Source organism: Mesorhizobium sp. AR02 (assembly GCF_024746835.1).
Classification (GTDB): Bacteria; Pseudomonadota; Alphaproteobacteria; order Rhizobiales; family Rhizobiaceae; genus Mesorhizobium.
The window spans coordinates 4,219,178-4,238,381 of the sequence record NZ_CP080531.1 but is presented as its reverse complement, the minus strand read 5'-3'; the positions used below and the strand labels follow the sequence as shown (position 1 = coordinate 4,238,381).

Below are 19,204 nucleotides of genomic sequence, written 5' to 3'. Positions count from 1 at the left end.
GCCCCCTTTCTGGTAACCTTCAGTTTCTCTCCAAAGCCAAGGGAATCGCGACCGGGAATGCACCTCAAACGGCACGCAATCATGCTGGCTTCGGCCTTGGCGGCGACCTTTGCCGCCACGGGACCGGCTTACGTGCATCCGCACGTCTTCGCCGAGGCCCGCCTCGACGTGATCCTGTCGCCGGATCACCAAAGTGTGAAAGCGCTGCGTCATCTCTGGCGCTTCGACGACCTGTTTTCGAGTACGGTGATGATGGAGTTCGACAAGAACTCCGACCTGAAGCTTGACGACAAGGAGCTGAAGGAGGTCGCCGACACCGTTCATGCCTCGCTGGCCGAATTCAACTATTTCCAGCTCGTCACGCAGAACGGCAAGGACGTGACGATGGTGCCGCCCCCACATCTGATGGCCAATTTCGACAACGACCAGCTGATCATCCTGTTCGAGTCCGAGCCCAAGGCGCCGATCAAGCTGACCGGCACCATCGACATCGGCGTCTACGACCCGACTTTCTACACGGCGATCGACTTCACCGAGGATTCCAACATCACCGTTGCAGGCCTGCCGTCGAATTGCACCAGCAAGGTGATCCGGCCGGACCCCGATGAAGCCATCAAGGAAAACCAGAAGACCTTGACGGATGCCTTCTTCAACGACCCGACAGGCACCGACATGAGCAAGATCTTTGCCACCAAGCTCGAACTGACCTGTCAGCCAGAAGGATGAAGCCGGTGACGAAACCGTCCCTGCGTTTGGCATTCGGCCTGTTGGCCCTCGCCTTTGTGTCGATGCATTTCGCTGATGTCGCGCACGCCCAGAGTTCGCTCGGCATCGGCGTCAATGACGGCATGGCGCCGACCACCGGCCCGTTCGCCCACATCCTGATGTGGATCAACCTGCGGCAGCAGGAATTCTATCGCGCGCTGGCGACGGCCATGAAGGCGATGCGCCAGGACAACAGCAAGCTCTGGGTGCTCATCGGCCTGTCCTTCGCCTATGGCATTTTCCACGCCGCCGGTCCCGGTCACGGCAAGGCGGTGATCTCGTCCTACATGGTCGCCAATGAAGTGGCGCTGCGGCGCGGCGTCCTGTTGTCCTTCGTCTCGGCGCTGCTGCAGGGCCTGACGGCGATCGTGGTCATGCTGCTCGCCTATTTCGTCCTGCGCGGCACCACCATCTCGATGACCGACGCGGCCTGGTTCATGGAGATCATGAGCTTTGCCCTCGTCACCCTGTTCGGCGCCTGGCTGCTGTGGCGCAAGCTCGGCCCTTCCATCCTGCGCCTGTTCGGCAGGGCGCCGGCCTACAGTCTGTCGGCGGCTCATGCCGGCCATTCGCACGGTGGCCACTCCCATGCCGGCCACGCTGGTCATTCCCATGCCGGCCATTCGCATGCGGCCCACAGCCATTCGGCGCATGCCCATTCGCACGCGCTGCAGGTACATGACGATCACGACCATGTTCATGACCATTCGCACGACCACCATGACCCCGCCGCGCATGACCACCATCACGACCATGGCGCGCACGATCATGCGCATCACGATCACGCGGCGGGCGAGGTCTGCGAAACCTGCGGCCACTCGCATGCGCCCGATCCGGCGCTGCTGTCGGGCGACCGCTTCGACTGGCGCACCGCCTGGTCAGCGGTGGCCGCCGTCGGCATCCGCCCCTGCTCCGGCGCGCTGATCGTGCTGAGCTTCGCGCTGCTCAACGGGCTCTGGCTCGGCGGCCTGCTGTCGGTGCTGGCGATGTCGCTGGGAACCGCGATCACCGTCTCGGCGCTGGCAACGCTTGCGGTGACCGCCAAGAACTGGGCGGTGTATTTCGCCGGCGACGGCCGCATGGGCAACCGCATCCATTCGATCGTCGAGATCGGCGGCGCCGCTTTCGTCTTCCTGTTCGGGCTGCTGCTGCTTTCGGCCAGCCTGGCGAGCGGTGGATAAAGCAGCCGATCTTCATTCAGCGTAATGTTGAGCGCCATTCGACGGCATGGCGTGAAGAGAAATCTTAACGACTTGCCCTCTCTCATGGATTCCTACCAGCAGGTGGGATTTCGTAATGAATCAGGGCATCAGGACGTTACTATTACGTCTTTTAATCGGCATCCTCGCTACCATTGCAGGAATTGCGTTTCGTCCATTCTGGGATTCGGAATGGGGAATAACGACCTTTATTTTCCTGGCCTGGGCTGCGATGTCGATTGGAGTGGGATGGGCCGGAAAAGGCCAACAACATTCCTTTCGTTTCGGGTTCATTGTTGGAAGCGGCTTTGCTTTATCTCTTATCGCGATAGTTCTGACCAAGAGCGTGATTGTCGGCGCAGGGCTACTTATCGCCCTGGCTTACATTGGCATAAAAACAAAATTCTTTGCCCGATGGGGCGATGAATCGGGTTCTCATCCGAAACAATAGCTTCTGTTGTGAAAACGCATCCGCTCACTTGCCGCCCAGTTCATCCTCGATATGGGCTTGGATGATCTCGTCAAAACTCTTCTCGGCGCTGAAGCCGAGTTCCCGTGACCGCCTCGCCTCGAACCTGGTCGGCCAGCCCTTGACGATCGCCCAGATCGTCTCGTCCGGCACCTCGCGGATCAGGCTCACAGTCTTCGATCCGGCGATGCGCTCCAGCGCCTCGATCTGCTCGCCGACGGTGACGGCGACGCCGGGCATCGTCAGATTGCGTCGCGGCCCGACGGCAGCGCCGTCGATCTCCGCGGCATGGATCAGGAAATTCACCGCCGAGCGCGGGCTGGCATGGGTGTGCACGACGGAGCGCGGCACCGGCAGGATCGCCTCATGCCCGCTCAAGGGCTCGCGGATGATGCCGGAGAAGAAGCCGGAGGCCGCCTTGTTCGGCTTGCCGGGGCGCACGCAGATCGTCGGCAGCCGGATGCCGATGCCGTCGAAGAAGCCTCGCCTGGAATAGTCGGCGAGCAGCGCCTCGCTCATCTGCTTCTGCGTGCCGTAGGAGGTCAGCGGCGTCGGATGAAAGTCATCAGGAATGACATCCGGGAATGGCGCACCGAACACTGCGATCGACGAAGTGAAGACGACGCGTGGCGCAAAACCCGCCAGGCGGATGGCATCGAACAGGGCGCGGGTACCATCGAGATTGACGCGGTAGCCGAGATCGAAATTGGCTTCGGCCTCGCCCGACACGATGCCCGCGAGATGGAAGACGACGTCGGGCCGCGACGCGACCAGGCTTTCGGCGGCACCAGCCTCGGCAAGGTCGCCAGTATGGGTGCTGATGCTGACGCCATCCATGGCCGACGCCTGCGGCGGCACGATGTCGTGCAGATCGAGCGCGGTGATCCTTTTGCCGCGCAACGTGCCGTCCTTGGCCAGCCGGGCGATGAGCTTGCGGCCGACCATGCCTGCGGCGCCAGTGATCAGAATGCGCATGTCAAAATTCCCTTACTTGCCCTGATTTTTGCGCTGGCTGCGCGCGCGCAGCCAGAACACGAGGAAAAACGCCAGCACGAAGACAATGCCGAAGATACCGGCGAGCACCGTCGAAAAACTGCCGAGTGCCAGCATCACCGTCGGCAGGTAGAAGGCGGCAATGCCGAACAGAAGCATGATCCAGACCGCCGCGATGGCCGCATTGCGCGTATCACGGTCCATCATGCCGCACCGGAGCGGCGGTCGTTCATCGGGCTGGGTTTCAAAGCTGGAGAACTCCTGAGGCAGGGCCGATCAATGGTCATCAATCGGGCCTAGTGATGGTGGCCGTGATGCGCAATCGCATCGTGCTCATGCTCGTGATCGTCGCCGTCATCGGCACATTGGCCGAATTCCGATTCCACGGTGGCATGGCTGATACCGTGCTCGCTGGCAAGCCGCTTCTTGACGGCGCTGACCACCTGATAGGCATCGACGCGCTCCTCGAGGCAGGCGTGCAGCGTCGCCATGTTGCTTGTCCCATCGAGCGACCAGATATGCATGTGGTGCACTTCGCGCACGCCCACGACCGTCGCTTCGATATCCCTGGCTACCAGGTCCCGGTCGAGGCTTGGCGGCACGCCCTCGAGCAGCACATGGGCCGCGGCACGCATCAGCGACCAGGCCGTCGACAGGATCAGCAGCGAGACCAGAACCGACAGGATCGGGTCGATCGGCGTCCAGCCGGTCGCCAGGATGACCAGTGCCGCCACGATCGCCGCCGCCGAGCCGAGCAGGTCGCCAAGCACATGCAGGATGGCGCCGCGCATGTTGAGGCTCTCGCGGTCGCCGCCATGCAGCACCAGGAAGGAGCCGATATTGACCAGCAGGCCGAGGATCGCCACCACCAGCATCGGTCCGCCCAGCACCGGCGCCGGCGTTTGCAGGCGCTCCCAGGCCTCGTAGACGATCCACAGCGCGATGACGAAGATGGCGATGCCGTTGGTATAGGCCACCAGCGTCTTGACCCGGCCGAAACCGTAGGTGAGCTCGCCGGTCGCCGGCCGCCCCGCAAGATGGAAGGCATACCAGGCAAGGCCGAGCGCGATGGCGTCGGCCAGCATGTGACCGGCATCGGCCAGCAGCGCCAGCGACCCGGTGAACAGGCCGCCAAGCGCTTCCGCCACCATGAAGCCCGCCGTCAGGCAGGCGGCGATCAGCACCCGCTTCTTGTCGGTCGAGCCATGCACATGGCCGGCGCCGCCGTGATCATGACCTTGCGCGCCATGGTCGTGGGAATGCGCCATCCACAAGACTCCTGCTAGGCGCCAAATTCCGCGCGAAAATCCTCGAGCCGTCGCTTCTGCTGGCCGGCGCCGTCGAAATTGGCCGGGTCGAGCCAAGCCTCATAGGACTTGCGCAAGCCCGGCCATTCCTTGTCGATGATCGAATACCATGCGGTGTCGCGGTTTTCACCCTTGACGATGAGGTGCTGGCGGAAAATGCCCTCGAACTTGAAGCCGAACCGCTCCGCGGCCCGCTTCGACGGCTCGTTGCGGTTGTTGCATTTCCATTCGTAGCGGCGATAGCCGAGCGCGTCGAAAATGTATTTCATGAACAGGAACTGCGCTTCCGTCGCCGCCGGTTTGCGCGAGATCAGCGGCCCCCAATAGATGTTGCCGATCTCGATCACGCCATAGGCGGGATCGATGCGCATCAGCGTCTGGCGTCCGGCGACCTTGCCGCTCGCCTTGTCGATGATGGCAAAGAACAGCGGATCCTCGCTGGCCTCGACCTTGTCCAGCCAGGGCTGGAAGGCGGCGCGGGTTTCCGGCGGATAGTCGGGCAGCCAGGCGAAGCGGCCGTCGACATCGGACACGGAAGACGCTTCATAGAGCCCATCGCCGTGCTTTGCGGCGCTCAGCGGTTCGAGCCGGACATATCGGCCGTCGATCGCCTTTCGCTCCGGCCGTGGACGCGGTTGCCAATCTTTGAGATTTTCCGACACCCAAAACTCCAATCCGTTTGACTTTTGCCTGGTGAGGCTCACAAAAACGCAACCCCACAGTAAGAACCACACGGACGGGAAAAATGCTCCACACGATTTCGGCCTTCGACCGTCTCGGCGAGGAAAATGCTTTCGCGGTGCTGGCGAGGGCGACGGCGCTGGCCCAACAGGGCCGCGACATCGTCAATCTCGGCATCGGCCAGCCCGACTTCAAGACGCCGCAGCACATCGTCGAGGCGGCGATCAAGGCCCTGCGTGACGGCCACCACGGCTACACGCCGGCCAACGGGCTTCTGGCGACGCGCGAGGCGGTGGTGCGCCGCACGCTGGCCACCACCGGCGTCGAGGTCTCGCCCGAAACGGTGATGATCCTGCCCGGCGGCAAGCCGACCATGTTCGCCGCGATCCTGATGTTCGGCGAACCCGGCGCCGAGATCCTCTATCCCGATCCCGGCTTTCCCATCTACCGTTCGATGATCGAGTTCACCGGAGCGGCCCCCATTCCCGTGCCGATGCGCGAGGAGAACGGCTTTGCCTTCTCGGCCGAGGAAACGCTGGCGCTGATCACGTCGAAGACCAGGCTCTTGATCCTCAACTCGCCGGCCAACCCGACCGGCGGCGTCACGCCCCGCGCCGAGATCGAAAAGCTGGTCAAAGGACTGGAGAAGCACCCTGATGTCGCAATCCTCTCCGACGAGATCTACGACGTCATGACCTATGACGGCGAGACGCACTGCTCGCTGCTCGGCTTTCCCGAGATCCGCGACCGGCTGATCGTGCTCAATGGCTGGTCCAAGACCTGGGCGATGACCGGCTGGCGCATGGGCTGGTCGATCTGGCCAAACGGCGACAAGGGCGCCCATCTCTACGACAAGGTGCGCAAGCTGGCGGTCAATTGCTGGTCCTGCGTCAACGCACCGAGCCAGTTCGCCGGCATCGCGGCCATCGACGGCCCGCAGGACGACGTCGACACCATGATGCGCGCTTTCGACCGCCGCCGGAAGGTCGTCGTCGAAGGGTTGAACGCTCTGCCCAACATTTCCTGCATCACGCCCAAGGGCGCGTTCTACGCCTTCCCCAATGTCTCGAAGACCGGCTGGAAGGCAAAGAAGCTCGCCTCCGCTTTGCTCGACGACGCTGGCGTGGCGCTGATCGGCGGCCCTGATTTCGGCATTCTCGGCGAAGGTTATGTCAGGCTTTCCTACGCCAACTCCGAGGAAAACATTTTGCGCGCGCTGGACAGGATCGGCGCGTTCCTGGCCAAATAGACATCAAAGCAGGCCGGAGCCTTTCCGGATAATTAACGGCCAGCCGCCATGTCGGTGTCATGATCCGTCGGGAGGCTCGCGGGCAAGACTGTGCCTCCATGTCGGGACCGGTTACGATCCGGAGATTGGGATCGAACCGGGGTGCCCTAGATGTTCTATGCAATCCTTGCCTATCACGTGGAAGATGCGATCAAGGCACTGACGCCGCAGGAAGATGCGGCACTGATGGCCGAGTTGCTCGGGATCACCACCCAGCTTCGTGAGGAAGGCACGCTTGGACCGTCCGCGCGTCTGGGAGCGACGCAGAATGCCTTCACCTTGCGCGGCCCTGGCGACGGCGTGATCATCGACGGTCCTTTCGCCGAGACCAAGGAACAGTTACTCGGCTTCTATGTCGTCGACTGCGCCACGCGGGACGAGGCCATCGCCATCGCCCGCGGCCTTCGCCGCGTCAATCCGACCGCCGTCTACGAGATCAGGCCCATTCTACTGTTCAAGCCCGGCGCGCCGCTGGCTGGCAAATGAGCCGGCGGCGAAAGCCCACTGCTCACCCACGCCCGACGAACGGCATCTTGGTCGCCATCACGGTCATGAACAGCACATTGGCGTCGAGCGGCAGGCTGGCCATGTGGACGACGGCGTCTGCAACGCGCTGGACATCCATCACCGCTTCGGCGGCGATCGAGCCATTGGCTTGCGGCACGCCGACGGTCATCGGCTGCGCCATGTCGGTCAGCGCATTGCCGATGTCGATCTGGCCGCAGGCGATGTCATAGGGACGGCCGTCGAGCGCCAGCGTCTTGGTCAGGCCCGTAATGGCATGCTTGGTCGCCGTATAGGGCACCGAGCCCGGGCGCGGCGCATAGGCCGATACCGAGCCGTTGTTGATGATGCGGCCGCCCATCGGCCGCTGCTTGCGCATGGCGCCGAAGGCAGCGCGGGCACACAGGAACGAACCGGTGAGATTGACGCCGACGATGTCGTTCCAGACCCCGACGGGGATCTCGTCGATGGGCGTCGACTTGTAGCCCATGCCGGCATTGTTGAAGAGCAGGTCGACGCGGCCAAAGGCTTCCGCCACCGTCTCGAACAGATCGTCGACCTCGCCGGCCTTGCTGATGTCGCAGGCAACCGCCAATGCCCGGGCCTCGGTCGGGCCAGCCTCGGCGATCGCGGCATCCAGCACGGATTTGCGGCGGCCGCAGAACACCGTGTTCCAGCCGGCCTTGAGCAGCGCCGTGGCGACGCTCTTGCCGATGCCCGTGCCGGCGCCGGTGACGATGGCGGTTTTTTGCTCGGTCATGGCAGATATCCCCGACTGATTTTCAGGATTTGGCTCGGCAGAAGGCATCGCAAATGACGGCTGCGATGGCAAGCGCAGCCGAGAGAGCATGCCCTCGAAAAGTGGAATCCGGTTTTCGGAGAACGCGCCAGCAAGGGCCGACAAAAAGGGCGGTCATTGGCGACCGCCCTGATCTGAACCGGGCTTGGGAGGAGGAAAAGCCGATCCGACTGTGTAGAATCATGCCCTTCCTGAGTTAACGAAAGGTTAACGCGGGAACAGGCTCCCTGTGCCGTTTTGGCTTACCAGCGCGGATTGGGCGAGGTACCTGCCTTGGCAACCGGCACTTTGGCCGCCGAAACCGTCGCCTCGACATGGTCCACCAGCGCATCCGGCAGGCCAAGCCGGCCGGCGAGCAGGTCGAGATAGCCGCGCTCGGCGCGCGTGTCGGGATCGATGGTGAGGCGCGACGCGGTATAGAGCTCGAGCTTCTGCGCGTCGGTGTGGGCGCCCGCCACCAGCGTGTCGAGATCGAGCGGGCTTTCCAGTTCCGCCATCAGGAATTTCTCGGCGTCGGTACCGATCCCCGAAAGGCTGAGCTTGCCGGCGATCTTCTTGCGCTCCTCGTCATCGACATGGCCGTCGGCCTTGGCCGCCGAGATCATCGCGCGAACCAGCGTCAGCGTGAACTCATCCTCGCCCTGCGGCGCCTGCGACGGATGGAAAGCCGTGTCCTTGGGCGGCGGCAGCAGTTCCGGTTCGCCGGCGGCGGGCGCCTGCTCAGGGGCGTTGCCGGCCTTGTAGTTCTGGTAGGCCTTGTAGGCGAGACCGCCGATCGCGGCGAGGCCACCGAGCTTCACCGCGGCACCCGTCACTTCGCGGCCGGCACCTGTTCCAAGCAGCACCGCCGCAAGCGCACCGGCGGCCAGCGGGTTGTCCTTGGCCATCTGCACCGCTTGTCCAGCCTTGTCGCGGACCGTGCCGCTGGTGCCGGGAATTTGCGAGCCGAGCAGATCGTCGAGAAGCTTCTTGGGATCGAACATTCATTGCCTCCAGCAGATGCCCGGCCGAACGGGCAGGTTTCGAACGCCGAAGACGTAGGTCCCGAAACCTGACATTGCAATGACAGGCCACCGCTTTGCCGCGGCTCCGATGCCCGGATCAGGACCCGATATGCGGCCCCTTGCCCCGCGCTTGCGCCAGCTCGACCTGCCGCTGGCGCTCGGCGTAGCGCTGACGGTCCTCGTCGGTACGGGCATCGAAGCAATGCGGGCACGAGACGCCGGCGGCATATTTCGGCGACGCCAGCTCGCTCGGCGTCAGCGGATGGCGGCAGGCGCGGCACAGTTCCGCATCGCCCTCGGCGAGGCCGTGCGACACCGAAACCCGCTCGTCGAAGACGAAGCACTCGCCTTCCCACAGGCTCTGTTCGGCCGGAACCTCCTCGAGATATCTAAGGATGCCGCCCTTGAGGTGGAACACATCCTCGAAGCCGAGCGACTTGACATAGGCGGTCGCCTTTTCGCAGCGAATGCCGCCGGTGCAGAACATCGCCACCTTGCGGCCTTCGAGCTCGGCCCGGTGCGCTTCCACCCAGGCCGGGAATTCGCGAAAGCTCGCCGTCGCCGGATCGACCGCACCCTTGAAGGTGCCGATCGAGACCTCGTAGGCATTGCGCGTGTCGATGACGATCGTGTCGGGCTCGGAAATCAGCGCGTTCCAATCGGCGGGCACGACATAGGTGCCGGCGCTCGTCGCCGGGTCGATGTCCTCGACACCCATGGTTACGATCTCGCGCTTCAGCCGCACCTTCATGCGGTGGAACGGCATTTCCGCGGCTGCGCTGTACTTGACCTCGAGGCCCGCCAGGCCGTCGATGGCTTCGATGTATTCGATGAGCTCGGCGATCACTGCTTCGCTGCCCGCGACGGTGCCGTTGATGCCTTCATGCGCCAGAAGCAGCGTGCCCTTGATGCCGCGTCCGCAACAGAAGGCAGCGAGCGGCGCGCGCAGCGTCTCGAAGGCGTCGAGCCGGGCAAACCGGTAGAGCGCGGCGACGCGGACAGGCTGGGATGGAGTGGACGGTGTCATTGCCAGAGCAACTAGCCGCTCATGGCCGCCGATTCAAGGCGAAGCGGGTTTCATCAGCCCGTCACCCTGTTTGATGGTAATGGCTGATATGGTAACCCCGCAACGCGTGACATCGCGACACGCTTGGTTTCGTGGACAGGCAAACACCCGTCTGCTAATCGGTTGAAATTCCCATCGGTATGGAGAGACAGATGCCCAGCAAGACCGAAAAACTCCTGTCGCTCCTCAACGGCCAGCCGGTTATCCCGGTGCTGAAGATCACCGATGTCGCCAACGCCGTACCGCTGGCCCGCGCCCTGGCACGTGGCGGCCTGCCGGCGATCGAGATCACGCTGCGGACCACTGACGCGCTGGAAGCAATCCGGCGCATGGCGGCCGAAGTCGAGGAAGCCATCGTCGGCGCCGGCACCATTCTCGACAGCAAGCAGTTCGACGAGGCGGCCGCAGCGGGCTCGCGCTTCATCGTCAGCCCCGGCATCACCCGCGAGCTTCTGGCAGCCGCCGCCGACAGCGAGGTTCCGCTGCTGCCCGGTGCCATCACGCCCGGCGAGATCATGGCCGCGCGCGAGGCCGGCCTGCGTTTCCTGAAATTCTTCCCGGCTGAGCAGTCCGGCGGCATCGCCTCGCTGAAGGCCTTCGCCTCGCCGCTGGCCGATGTCAAATTCTGCCCGACCGGCGGCATCACCGGCAAGAACGCCGCCGACTACCTCAGCCTGCCCAACGTCGTCTGCGTCGGCGGTTCCTGGGTCGCGCCCGACGACATGGTGAAGGCCGGCAAGTGGGACGAAATCGAAGCGCTCGCACGCGCTGCCAGCCAGCTCAGGAAATAGCAGGTCCTTCGCTCACCAGGGCAACGGACCGTTCTCATCGAAATAGCCGCCGGTAGGTCCGCCGGCCTTCAGCGTCGCCAACTGCACGATGATCCCGGCAGCCTGCTGCACCGTACGGCCGCCTCTATGCGCATTGAGGTCCGTCGCGGTGTAGCCGGGAGCGGCGGCGTTGACCATGATGCCGCGCGGCGAAAGCTCCCGGGCGAAGGCCACGGTGATGGCATTGAGCGCTGTCTTCGAGCTGCCATAGCCCATGACATTGGGCGACTGGCCGTTGCCCGCGGCGCGCGCGATCGAGCCGAGATTGCTGCTGACCATGACGATGCGGGCGGCGGGCGATGCCAGGAGCAGCGGCAGGAAGGCCTGGGTAACGCGAAGCGGGCCGAAGACGTTGACGTCATAGGTGGCCTTCATATCGGTGACATTCTCCAGGCTCGGCGGCCGTTCGTAGCGGCCGTCAGGTCCGAGCGCGTCAACATAGCCGGGGGCAATGCCGGCATTGTTGACCAGCACGTCTAGGCTGGATACCTGCGCCGTCAAGGTTCTGGCCGCGGCCGCCACGCTGTCGTCGCTGGTGACGTCGAGCTCGAGCCATTCGACGTCGAGCCCTTCATTGCGCAACGCCTTTGCCGCAGCCTCCCCGCGCTCCGCATCGCGGGCGCCGAGCCAGGCCTTGAACCCCATGGCCGCCAGCCGGCGAGCGGTCTCGAGGCCGATGCCTTTGTTGGCGCCGGTGACCAGCGCATTCATGTTCGTCGTCATGTCCATGTCTCCTTCTTGGTGACCTGGATATGACGTGCATCGATCCGTTTCGCGCGCCGGATACTCGCGTCCTCTTGCCTAATCCTCTCAACCGGTTGCGCGGGGTGCCTAGATCGGCAATGTTGAAGACATGGAAGAAGCCTTGCAGGAATTGATCGCGATCGCCGGCCGCCATGCGCATGGGCGGCGCACCAAAACAGCCATCCCGCGTGTCACCATCGGCCGCAGCGAGGTTCCGAGCCCGCCGCTGCCCGAGCTTTGTCAGCCGACGGCGCTGTTCGTGCTGCAGGGGACCAAAACGGTGCTGATCGGCGACCGTACGCTTCGCTATGGCGCCGGCAGCTATTTCGTCTATGCGGTGGAGACGCCCGCCACCAGCCAGTTGATCGAGGCGAGCAGCGCCCGTCCTTACATGGCCATCGCCTTCGCCCTCGATATCGAGCTGATCGCCGCCCTGATCATCGACCACAAGCCGGCGGTCGAGGGCGACAGCTTCGTGACCAACCGGGCCGATGACGAATTGCTCGATGCATGGCGCCGCATGCTGCGGCTGCTCGACCGGCCAGCCGAAATTCCCGTGCTCGCGCCCATGCTCGAACGCGAGATCGCATTCCGCCTGTTGCAGGGCCCGCAAGGCGCGAAGCTGCGCCAGCTCGCGCGCGCTGACGGCCGCCTGTCACAGATCCGCCGCGCCACCGCCTGGATACGATCGCACTACAACGAGCCTATCGATGTGACTGGTCTGGCCGAGCTCGCGCATATGAGCAACGCTTCGTTTCACCGCCACTTCAAGGCGGCGACCGCCATGAGCCCGATCCAGTATCAGAAGCAGGTCCGTCTGCTGGAGGCGCGTCATCTGCTGATCGCAGAGCCAGGCAGCGCCGCGCGCGTCGCCTTTGTCGTCGGCTATGAAAGCGCATCCCAGTTCAGCCGGGAATATGCGCGCCATTTCGGACTGCCGCCGGCGCGTGACGCCGCGCGGCTTCTCGCCAGGGGCGAGGCCGCCACACTGGAAATCGACTGACGCCCGCCGCCCAAAAGTGACTATGGGCGACAATGAAAAGCCCGGCCGGCTCTTGCCGACCGGGCCAATTCTCCAGACCCTATCGGTTCCCGATCAGTGGCAGACCTTGACCTGCTCGGTCACCCTGTGATGGTGAACCCAATGCGTGACCAGCTTGGTCCTGCAGTGATGCTTGCCGCTCTTGATGATCACGGTTTCGGCTTGCGATGGAGCGATCGCGGCCGAGGCTGCAACCAATGCCAGAACTGATGCCAGTAGTATCTTCTTCATGAATATCCCCGGGTTGGAACGCACCCTTACTAACCCGGAAATAGGTCTGCCGTTCCGGCTTCACGAGAAGTTCAGCCGCGCGTGATCTTGCAGGGATCGAGGCGTCGCATGCATCGCGCCTTTGGTCGGCAAAAAGCCGCGCCGATTGCCCAGCGCGGCTTCTATCACATCTGGCCAGGCGGTTACTTCGTCTGGAAGCGGGCGACCGACATGAACTTGACGGCATTGCCGGTGAAGCGATTGACGTCAGCCACCTCGTTGCTCGGCTGGAAGCCGGCCGTGTAGACCTCGCTCGGCGGCGTATGCACGATATTGTAGGCGTAGCCAGGCGCCGTCGTCGCGCTCGAAACGCTGGCGACGTTATCGCCGCTGGTCAGCGCCCAGCGGGCGGCCTGGGGTGCCGCGGCAACCACCATGGCCCTGGGGCCGGGCTTCTGGTCGCGGGCGGTGGCCCTGGCTTCCTTGCGGGTCGTCTTCACGCCGGCGCCGATCGCGGCGGCCGGATCGGAACCGGCCGGACGGGCAGCAACTGCCTGGCGCGGCGATGCGGCATTGATATCAGACGGATCGTTGAAGGCCGAGCGGGGTTCTTCGGACAGCGACGCAACCTGATATTCGTCGGCATTGCCGACCTGGGCATTGGCCTCGTCGAGCACGGCCTTGACGGCGTCCGGCTTGGCCGGCTCGGGCCGCGCCGTCGGCAGCACCGAGAACGCATCGGTCGCGGTGCTGCCTTGTTCAGCCGTATCCGCCAGCGCCATCAGCACATCCTTGCTGGGCGGCGGTGCGAGTTCCGCGGGCAGCGTGCGTTCGGGACGCCATGTCGGCAAGGGGATGTTGTTGACGGCAACCTGCGCCGGATCGGCGGCTGCAGCCGCCGATGCCGCGGCAGGGTCAGCCTTGCTGAAAGGCATATTCGCCGGCGCCTGCGCGGTCGCCACGGCCTGTTCGGTGGTCGCCGTCGCGTCCGCCATGGCGAACGGAACATTCTCAGGCTCCGCGCCGACATCGGCCTTCGGCCGCGGCGCGAAATCGGGCACCGGAATTTCCTTGGCCGGCAGCGCGGCAATGATCGTTTCCGGCGTATCCTTTTCCGGTTCCGGAGCCTGCTCTTCGGCAATCTGCGGAATGTTGGCGCGCTGCGCTTTCTCGGGCGCGACGATGGCGATGCCTGGCAGGTTGCTGCTCTTGGCGGTCGCGGCCGGCTTCAGGCTTCTAGCCTTGGGCGCCGGCTCGGCCGAAGCGGTTTCGACATCGGCGCTGTCGTCGGCTTCATCGGAGCCGCCGCCACCGAAGAGAGCAGACAGGAACCCACCCGACTTCTTACCGCCGCCGACACTGGCCATCTCGACATTGGGCGTACCCGAACCCTTGCGTGCCTTGTAGGCGGCCATTGCCTGCTCATAGCCCGGCAGCGGCCGGCCGTCGCTTGGCACATGCAGCGTCTTGCCGTTGGGGAACAGGCTGACCAGTTCCTGGCGGCTGATGCCGGGCCAGTGGCGCACATTGCCGACATCCATATGGACGAACGGCGAACCGGAGGTCGGATAGTAGCCGACGCCACCGCCCTGCATCTTGAGGCCGATATTGCGCAGCTTCTTCAGCGGCACGCCGGGAATGTAGAAATCCATCGCCTTGCCGAGCATATGCTGGCTCTTCTCGGCGACACCCCGGCTGCGGCTGCGCAGCATCGAGTTGGTCGCCGGCGAACGGTAGCCGCAGACGACCTGGATATAGTCGGTGGCGCCGCTTTCCCGATAGGCCTCCCAGACCAGGTCCAGCAGGCGCGGATCCATCTTGGTCGGCTCGTTGCGGCGCCAGTCGCGCAGGATGATGTTGATCTTGCGCAAGCCCTCGGGAACGTAGCGGCCGTTGCGCTTGTAGACGATCTCGGCCTTTTCGTGCGTGTGGAGGTGGTAGAGCTTCAGCGAACGAACTTCGGCCTGGGCGCCGGTGGCGGCCGCGGCAACAAAACCAAAAGCGACAATCAAAGCTGCCAGCCATCTCGGCCAGACGCTCAAATGATGATGACGCCCGTTTGTGAGTCGTTCGATTCTGTTCAAATCAAAAGGCCTTGCAGGCTGCCGTTTGTCCCCGGATTTGCCCAAACGGATGTGTCGTTTTCACATCCGAATATCGATCCTAATGGTTAATCATCGCTTATTGAAGCCGAAATGCGGTAACACCATGGCGATATCCCGTCAAAAATTGTTCACAAGGTTTCTTGGTAAACCGCTGGTTTAGATCAGGATTCCGGCTTTGGCCGAACACGATCTGTTACCGTTAGCCTTAATGCGTGAACAGAGCTGTCCACAGGCTTGCCATATTCCAGCCGAAACACCGTTACAGGGCCCACTATGGCACTGCAAGCTGGTCCCGACCTTGCGTCGAATGCTTGTCGCCCGAAAGTGACCTCGGTCCTGGGCGAACGACTGTATAAGAGCCAAAGTCCTAAAGCGCGTCGCGTGAATCCGTTTCGACGCGGCGCGCCTTAGGACGCGAGCCGCTCGACGCGGCCAGTTTCCGGATCGATGCCGTATTCCTTGAGCTTGCGGTAAAGCGTCGAACGGCCGATGCCGAGGCGGCGCGCGACTTCGCTCATCTGGCCGTTGTAATGATCGATGGCGAGCTTGATCATCTCGAGTTCGACATCGGCCAGCGCCCGCACATTGCCGCGTTCGTCGAGCGCCCGCAGCGTGCCGAACCTGGGCTGAAGCACGGCCGGCCGATCCGGCTCAGCCATCGGGGTGGAATCGCCGTCCGGGACCTCCTCATCGCGCGGTCCTGGTGGCGATGAAAAGTGCGGTGCCGTATCGTCAGTTTCGAGATTGACGGTGCCTTCCACCTGCGCCCGGATCTGCGGGAAATCATCGACATCGAGCACGTCGCCGTCACACAGCACCGAGGCGCGGAACACGGCGTTTTCGAGCTGCCTGATGTTGCCGGGCCAGTCATAGGCCTGCAGCACCGCAAGTGCTGCCGCCGAAATGCCTTGCAGGCGGCGGCGCGGGTCGGCGGGCGCCACCTTTTCCATGAAATGCGTGACCAGATGCGGAATGTCGTCCCGGCGGTCGCGCAGCGGCGGCACGAAGATGGGATAGACATTCAGCCGGTAGAACAGGTCCTCGCGGAACTTGCCGTCCTTGACCTGCTGCAGGAGGTTGCGGTGCGTCGCCGAAATCAGCCTGATGTCGACCCTGACGGTGGCGCGGCCGCCGACCGGATCGACCTCGCCGTCCTGCACGGCGCGCAGCAGCTTGACCTGGACGTCGAGCGGCAGGTCACCGATCTCGTCGAGGAACAACGTGCCCGAATGCGCCTCGACGAACTTGCCAGTGTGCTTGTCGGTAGCGCCGGTGAACGAGCCCTTCTCGTGGCCGAACAGGATCGATTCGACCAGATTGTCGGGAATGGCGCCGCAATTGACGGTGACGAACGGTTTCGAGCGCCGGTCACCGGTGCCCTGGATGGCGCGCGCCACCAGTTCCTTGCCGACGCCGGATTCGCCTTCGATCAGGATCGGGATGTTGGAGGCAGCCGCTTTCTGTCCGAGACGTATCACCCTGTCCATGGCCGGGCTGTGGGTGATCATGTCCCTGAAGGTCAAAAGCCCGCCGCGCTTGCGCGATGTGCGCTTGACCTCGCCCTCGACCGCCTCGACCTTCAGCGCATTGGCGATCGACGCCTGCAGCCTGTCGGGCGAAGCCGGCTTGACGACGAAATCGAAGGCGCCGTGGCGCATCGCCGACACCACGGTTTCGATGCCGCCCTGGGCGGTCTGCACGATGACCGGGACGGTGATGTCGCGTTCGCGCATCGCCTTCAGCACGCCAATGCCGTCGACACCGGGCATGACCAGGTCGAGGATCACCACAGAGACGTCGCGGGCGCCAGGCCCGTCGAGCACGTCGAGGCCGGCGGCACCGCCGTCGACGACGATTGCCGTGTGGCCGAAGCGCGTCACCGCCGCCTCGAGCAGCCGGCGCTGCACGGGATCGTCATCGACTATGAGTATGGAACCTGTCATGACTGTCTTGAACTGCCCGCGCTCGAAATCCCCATGGATCATCTTGGCACAGGGTTCTAAATAAGGTTTCAAAAAACCCGGTGAACGAATTCCTTAGGATTTGACCGGCTTGCTCATTCACCTTGATTTTGGCCCCCTGATTCTGGCTCCTTGATTCACAGAAGGTATTGTCGATGCGCATGATGTTTGGTCGGCGGCTTGCGGCACCGGCGTCCGGTCAGGGCGCGGCCGAGCTTGGCGATCTGCCGGAATGGAACCTTGCCGACCTCTATGCCGGCATGGAAGCCCCGGAACTGAAGCGTGACATCGCCAGGGCCGCCGCCGACGCGATCGCTTTCGAGAGCCGCTGGAAGGGCACGCTCGCCGCCGAGGCCGGGCGCGGCAGCGCCGGCAGGCTGGGCGAGGCGCTGGTCGCCTACGAGGCGCTGGAGGAACTGATCGGCCGCATCGTCTCCTATGCCGGCCTGGTCTATGCCGGCAACACCGCCGATCCGCAGCGCGCCAAGCTCTATGGCGACATCCAGGAGAAGATGACCGACGCCAGCGCGCATCTTCTGTTCTTCGCGCTCGAACTGAACCTGATCGAGGACGCCGCGATCGAGAGCGCGCTGGCGACCGATTCCGCTTTCGGCCACTACCGGCCCTGGGTGCTCGACCTTAGAATGGACAAACCCTACCAGCTCGAGGATCGCGTCGAGCAGCTTTTCCACGAGAAGTCGATTACCGGACGCGGCGCCTGGAACCGCCTGTTCGATGAGACGATGACCGACCTCCGCTTCGACGTCGATGGCGAGGAGCTGACGCTGGAGCCGGCGCTCAACCGCCTGCAGGATGCCGACGGCGAGGTGCGCCGCCGCGCCTCCGAGGCCTTGGCCGCGACCTTCCGCAAGAATTTGCGCACCTTCACGCTGATCACCAACACGCTGGCCAAGGACAAGGAAATATCCGACCGCTGGCGCGGCTTCGAGGACATCGCCGATTCACGCCATCTCGCCAACCGTGTCGAGCGTGGCGTGGTCGATGCGCTCGCCACCGCCGTGCGCGAGGCCTATCCGCGCCTGTCGCACCGCTACTACGCGATGAAGGCGCGCTGGCTCGGCATGGAGGTGATGAACCACTGGGACCGCAACGCGCCGCTGCCGGAGACACCGCAGGCGGTGATCGGCTGGGACGAAGCCAGGAACACCGTGCTGTCGGCCTATCAGCGCTTCTCCCCCGAGATGGCCGAGATCGCGCGCACCTTCTTCGACCGCAACTGGATCGACGCGCCGGTGCGCCCGGGCAAGTCGCCAGGCGCCTTTGCGCATCCGACCGTGCCGTCGGCGCACCCCTACGTGCTGCTCAACTACATGGGCAAGCCGCGCGACGTGATGACGCTGGCGCATGAGCTCGGCCACGGCGTGCACCAGGTGCTGGCCGCCGGCCAGGGCGCGCTGATGGCCTCGACGCCGCTGACGCTGGCCGAGACGGCTTCCGTCTTCGGCGAGATGCTGACCTTCCGCTCGCTGCTGGAGCAGACCACCGACAGGCGTGAGCGCAAGGCCATGCTCGCCCAGAAGGTCGAGGACATGATCAACACGGTGGTCCGCCAGATCGCCTTCTACGAATTCGAGCGCAAGGTGCATGCCGAGCGCCGCAACGGCGAACTGACGTCCGACAGGCTCGGCCAGTTCTGGCTGGAAGTGCAGGCCGAAAGCCTCGGTCCCGCGATCAAACTGCGCGACGGCTACGAGGTGTTCTGGACCTACATCCCGCACTTCATCCATTCGCCCTTCTACGTCTATGCCTATGCTTTCGGCGACTGCCTGGTGAACTCGCTCTACGCCGTCTACCAGAACGCCGAGCGCGGCTTCCAGGACAAGTATTTCGAGATGCTGCGCGCCGGCGGCACCAAGCATCACTCGCAGCTTCTGGCGCCCTTCGGCCTCGACGCCACCGACCCCGCCTTCTGGCAGATCGGGCTCGGTGTCATCAGCGGCCTGATCGACGAACTGGAAACGCTCGACGGTTGAGACTTCTCCATCCTGCCAAGAACAGTTTAGCCGGAATGCATGTTGGGATCGCACTATTCTTGCGCTAAATATTTGTTCTTGAAGAACTCTCGACGGACGTTTTCCCGTAGCTTTCCGCAAGCTCTATGATAGCCTTCGCTGCAAGCTCAGCCGGAGCACATGCGGATCGGCGAGGGAAAATCTCAGCCGGCCGTGACGCTCAGGCGAACGCGACAACGGCCGTTGGCCATGGGCAAGCAAAGC

The 19,204-nt window shown here is 63.9% G+C and carries 19 protein-coding genes; 8 read left to right on the top strand and 11 right to left on the bottom strand.

Annotation, left to right across the window (positions count from 1 at the left end; all coding sequences use genetic code 11):
* Positions 1-57: 57 nt before the first annotated feature.
* From DBIPINDM_RS24680 to DBIPINDM_RS24670, 3 genes are all read left to right on the top strand, one after another.
* A complete protein-coding gene (locus tag DBIPINDM_RS24680) occupies positions 58-726 on the top strand; it encodes a DUF1007 family protein (RefSeq protein WP_258581659.1) in 669 nt (222 codons plus the stop codon).
* Complete coding sequence (locus tag DBIPINDM_RS24675; protein WP_258581658.1) at positions 723-1,946, top strand: nickel/cobalt transporter; 1,224 nt, start codon at positions 723-725, stop codon at positions 1,944-1,946. The genes DBIPINDM_RS24680 and DBIPINDM_RS24675 overlap by 4 nt, the downstream gene beginning before the upstream one ends.
* A gap of 115 nt (positions 1,947-2,061) precedes the next feature.
* Positions 2,062-2,415, top strand: a complete 354-nt coding sequence (locus tag DBIPINDM_RS24670; RefSeq protein WP_258581657.1) for a hypothetical protein — start codon at positions 2,062-2,064, stop codon at positions 2,413-2,415.
* 24 nt (positions 2,416-2,439) lie between these two features.
* Here the strand turns inward: DBIPINDM_RS24670 and denD are convergent, their stop codons facing one another.
* The 4 genes from denD to DBIPINDM_RS24650 form a co-directional block, all read right to left on the bottom strand.
* A complete protein-coding gene (gene denD / locus DBIPINDM_RS24665) occupies positions 2,440-3,408 on the bottom strand; it encodes a D-erythronate dehydrogenase (protein ID WP_258581656.1) in 969 nt (322 codons plus the stop codon).
* Positions 3,409-3,420: 12 nt separating this feature from the next.
* The gene (locus DBIPINDM_RS24660; RefSeq protein WP_096449891.1) at positions 3,421-3,633 is read right to left on the bottom strand and encodes a hypothetical protein; all 213 of its coding nucleotides are present in this window, start codon (positions 3,631-3,633) and stop codon (positions 3,421-3,423) included.
* 89 nt (positions 3,634-3,722) lie between these two features.
* A complete protein-coding gene (locus tag DBIPINDM_RS24655; protein ID WP_258581655.1) occupies positions 3,723-4,694 on the bottom strand; it encodes a cation diffusion facilitator family transporter in 972 nt (323 codons plus the stop codon).
* A 14-nt stretch (positions 4,695-4,708) separates the two neighbouring features.
* The gene (locus DBIPINDM_RS24650) at positions 4,709-5,395 is read right to left on the bottom strand and encodes a GNAT family N-acetyltransferase (RefSeq protein ID WP_258581654.1); all 687 of its coding nucleotides are present in this window, start codon (positions 5,393-5,395) and stop codon (positions 4,709-4,711) included.
* Positions 5,396-5,478: 83 nt separating this feature from the next.
* On the opposite strand from DBIPINDM_RS24650, the gene DBIPINDM_RS24645 reads away from it, so the two are divergent.
* Positions 5,479-6,663, top strand: coding sequence for a pyridoxal phosphate-dependent aminotransferase (locus DBIPINDM_RS24645; RefSeq protein ID WP_258581653.1), 1,185 nt, complete (start codon positions 5,479-5,481; stop codon positions 6,661-6,663).
* A 150-nt stretch (positions 6,664-6,813) separates the two neighbouring features.
* The gene (locus tag DBIPINDM_RS24640; RefSeq protein WP_258581652.1) at positions 6,814-7,188 is read left to right on the top strand and encodes a YciI family protein; all 375 of its coding nucleotides are present in this window, start codon (positions 6,814-6,816) and stop codon (positions 7,186-7,188) included.
* Between the two features lie 22 nt (positions 7,189-7,210).
* On the opposite strand, the gene DBIPINDM_RS24635 is transcribed toward DBIPINDM_RS24640, so the two are convergent.
* The 3 genes from DBIPINDM_RS24635 to DBIPINDM_RS24625 form a co-directional block, all read right to left on the bottom strand.
* The gene (locus DBIPINDM_RS24635) at positions 7,211-7,966 is read right to left on the bottom strand and encodes an SDR family oxidoreductase (protein ID WP_258581651.1); all 756 of its coding nucleotides are present in this window, start codon (positions 7,964-7,966) and stop codon (positions 7,211-7,213) included.
* Positions 7,967-8,247: 281 nt separating this feature from the next.
* Complete coding sequence (locus DBIPINDM_RS24630; protein WP_258581650.1) at positions 8,248-8,988, bottom strand: tellurite resistance TerB family protein; 741 nt, start codon at positions 8,986-8,988, stop codon at positions 8,248-8,250.
* Between the two features lie 118 nt (positions 8,989-9,106).
* Positions 9,107-10,036 carry a rhodanese-related sulfurtransferase gene (locus DBIPINDM_RS24625; protein WP_258581649.1) on the bottom strand — a complete coding sequence of 310 codons (930 nt, stop codon included), beginning with the start codon at positions 10,034-10,036 and terminating at the stop codon, positions 9,107-9,109.
* 191 nt (positions 10,037-10,227) lie between these two features.
* Between DBIPINDM_RS24625 and DBIPINDM_RS24620 the strand changes: the two genes are divergently transcribed.
* Positions 10,228-10,866, top strand: a complete 639-nt coding sequence (locus DBIPINDM_RS24620; protein WP_258581648.1) for a 2-dehydro-3-deoxy-phosphogluconate aldolase — start codon at positions 10,228-10,230, stop codon at positions 10,864-10,866.
* 12 nt (positions 10,867-10,878) lie between these two features.
* On the opposite strand, the gene DBIPINDM_RS24615 is transcribed toward DBIPINDM_RS24620, so the two are convergent.
* The gene (locus DBIPINDM_RS24615; RefSeq protein ID WP_258581647.1) at positions 10,879-11,628 is read right to left on the bottom strand and encodes an SDR family oxidoreductase; all 750 of its coding nucleotides are present in this window, start codon (positions 11,626-11,628) and stop codon (positions 10,879-10,881) included.
* A gap of 130 nt (positions 11,629-11,758) precedes the next feature.
* On the opposite strand from DBIPINDM_RS24615, the gene DBIPINDM_RS24610 reads away from it, so the two are divergent.
* Positions 11,759-12,652: an AraC family transcriptional regulator gene (locus DBIPINDM_RS24610; RefSeq protein WP_258581646.1), complete on the top strand. Its 894-nt coding sequence runs from the start codon at positions 11,759-11,761 to the stop codon at positions 12,650-12,652.
* A 93-nt stretch (positions 12,653-12,745) separates the two neighbouring features.
* Here the strand turns inward: DBIPINDM_RS24610 and DBIPINDM_RS24605 are convergent, their stop codons facing one another.
* The 3 genes from DBIPINDM_RS24605 to DBIPINDM_RS24595 all read right to left on the bottom strand — a co-directional run bounded on the left by DBIPINDM_RS24605 (position 12,746) and on the right by DBIPINDM_RS24595 (position 16,949).
* Positions 12,746-12,922, bottom strand: a complete 177-nt coding sequence (locus tag DBIPINDM_RS24605) for a hypothetical protein (RefSeq protein ID WP_181823646.1) — start codon at positions 12,920-12,922, stop codon at positions 12,746-12,748.
* A gap of 182 nt (positions 12,923-13,104) precedes the next feature.
* Positions 13,105-14,943 (bottom strand): DUF882 domain-containing protein, encoded by a 1,839-nt coding sequence (locus DBIPINDM_RS24600; RefSeq protein WP_416361705.1) that lies wholly within the window; start codon positions 14,941-14,943, stop codon positions 13,105-13,107.
* A 470-nt stretch (positions 14,944-15,413) separates the two neighbouring features.
* Positions 15,414-16,949, bottom strand: coding sequence for a sigma-54-dependent transcriptional regulator (locus DBIPINDM_RS24595; RefSeq protein ID WP_258581644.1), 1,536 nt, complete (start codon positions 16,947-16,949; stop codon positions 15,414-15,416).
* A gap of 173 nt (positions 16,950-17,122) precedes the next feature.
* On the opposite strand from DBIPINDM_RS24595, the gene DBIPINDM_RS24590 reads away from it, so the two are divergent.
* Complete coding sequence (locus DBIPINDM_RS24590; protein ID WP_258581643.1) at positions 17,123-18,961, top strand: M3 family oligoendopeptidase; 1,839 nt, start codon at positions 17,123-17,125, stop codon at positions 18,959-18,961.
* The last annotated feature ends 243 nt before the right edge of the window (positions 18,962-19,204 follow it).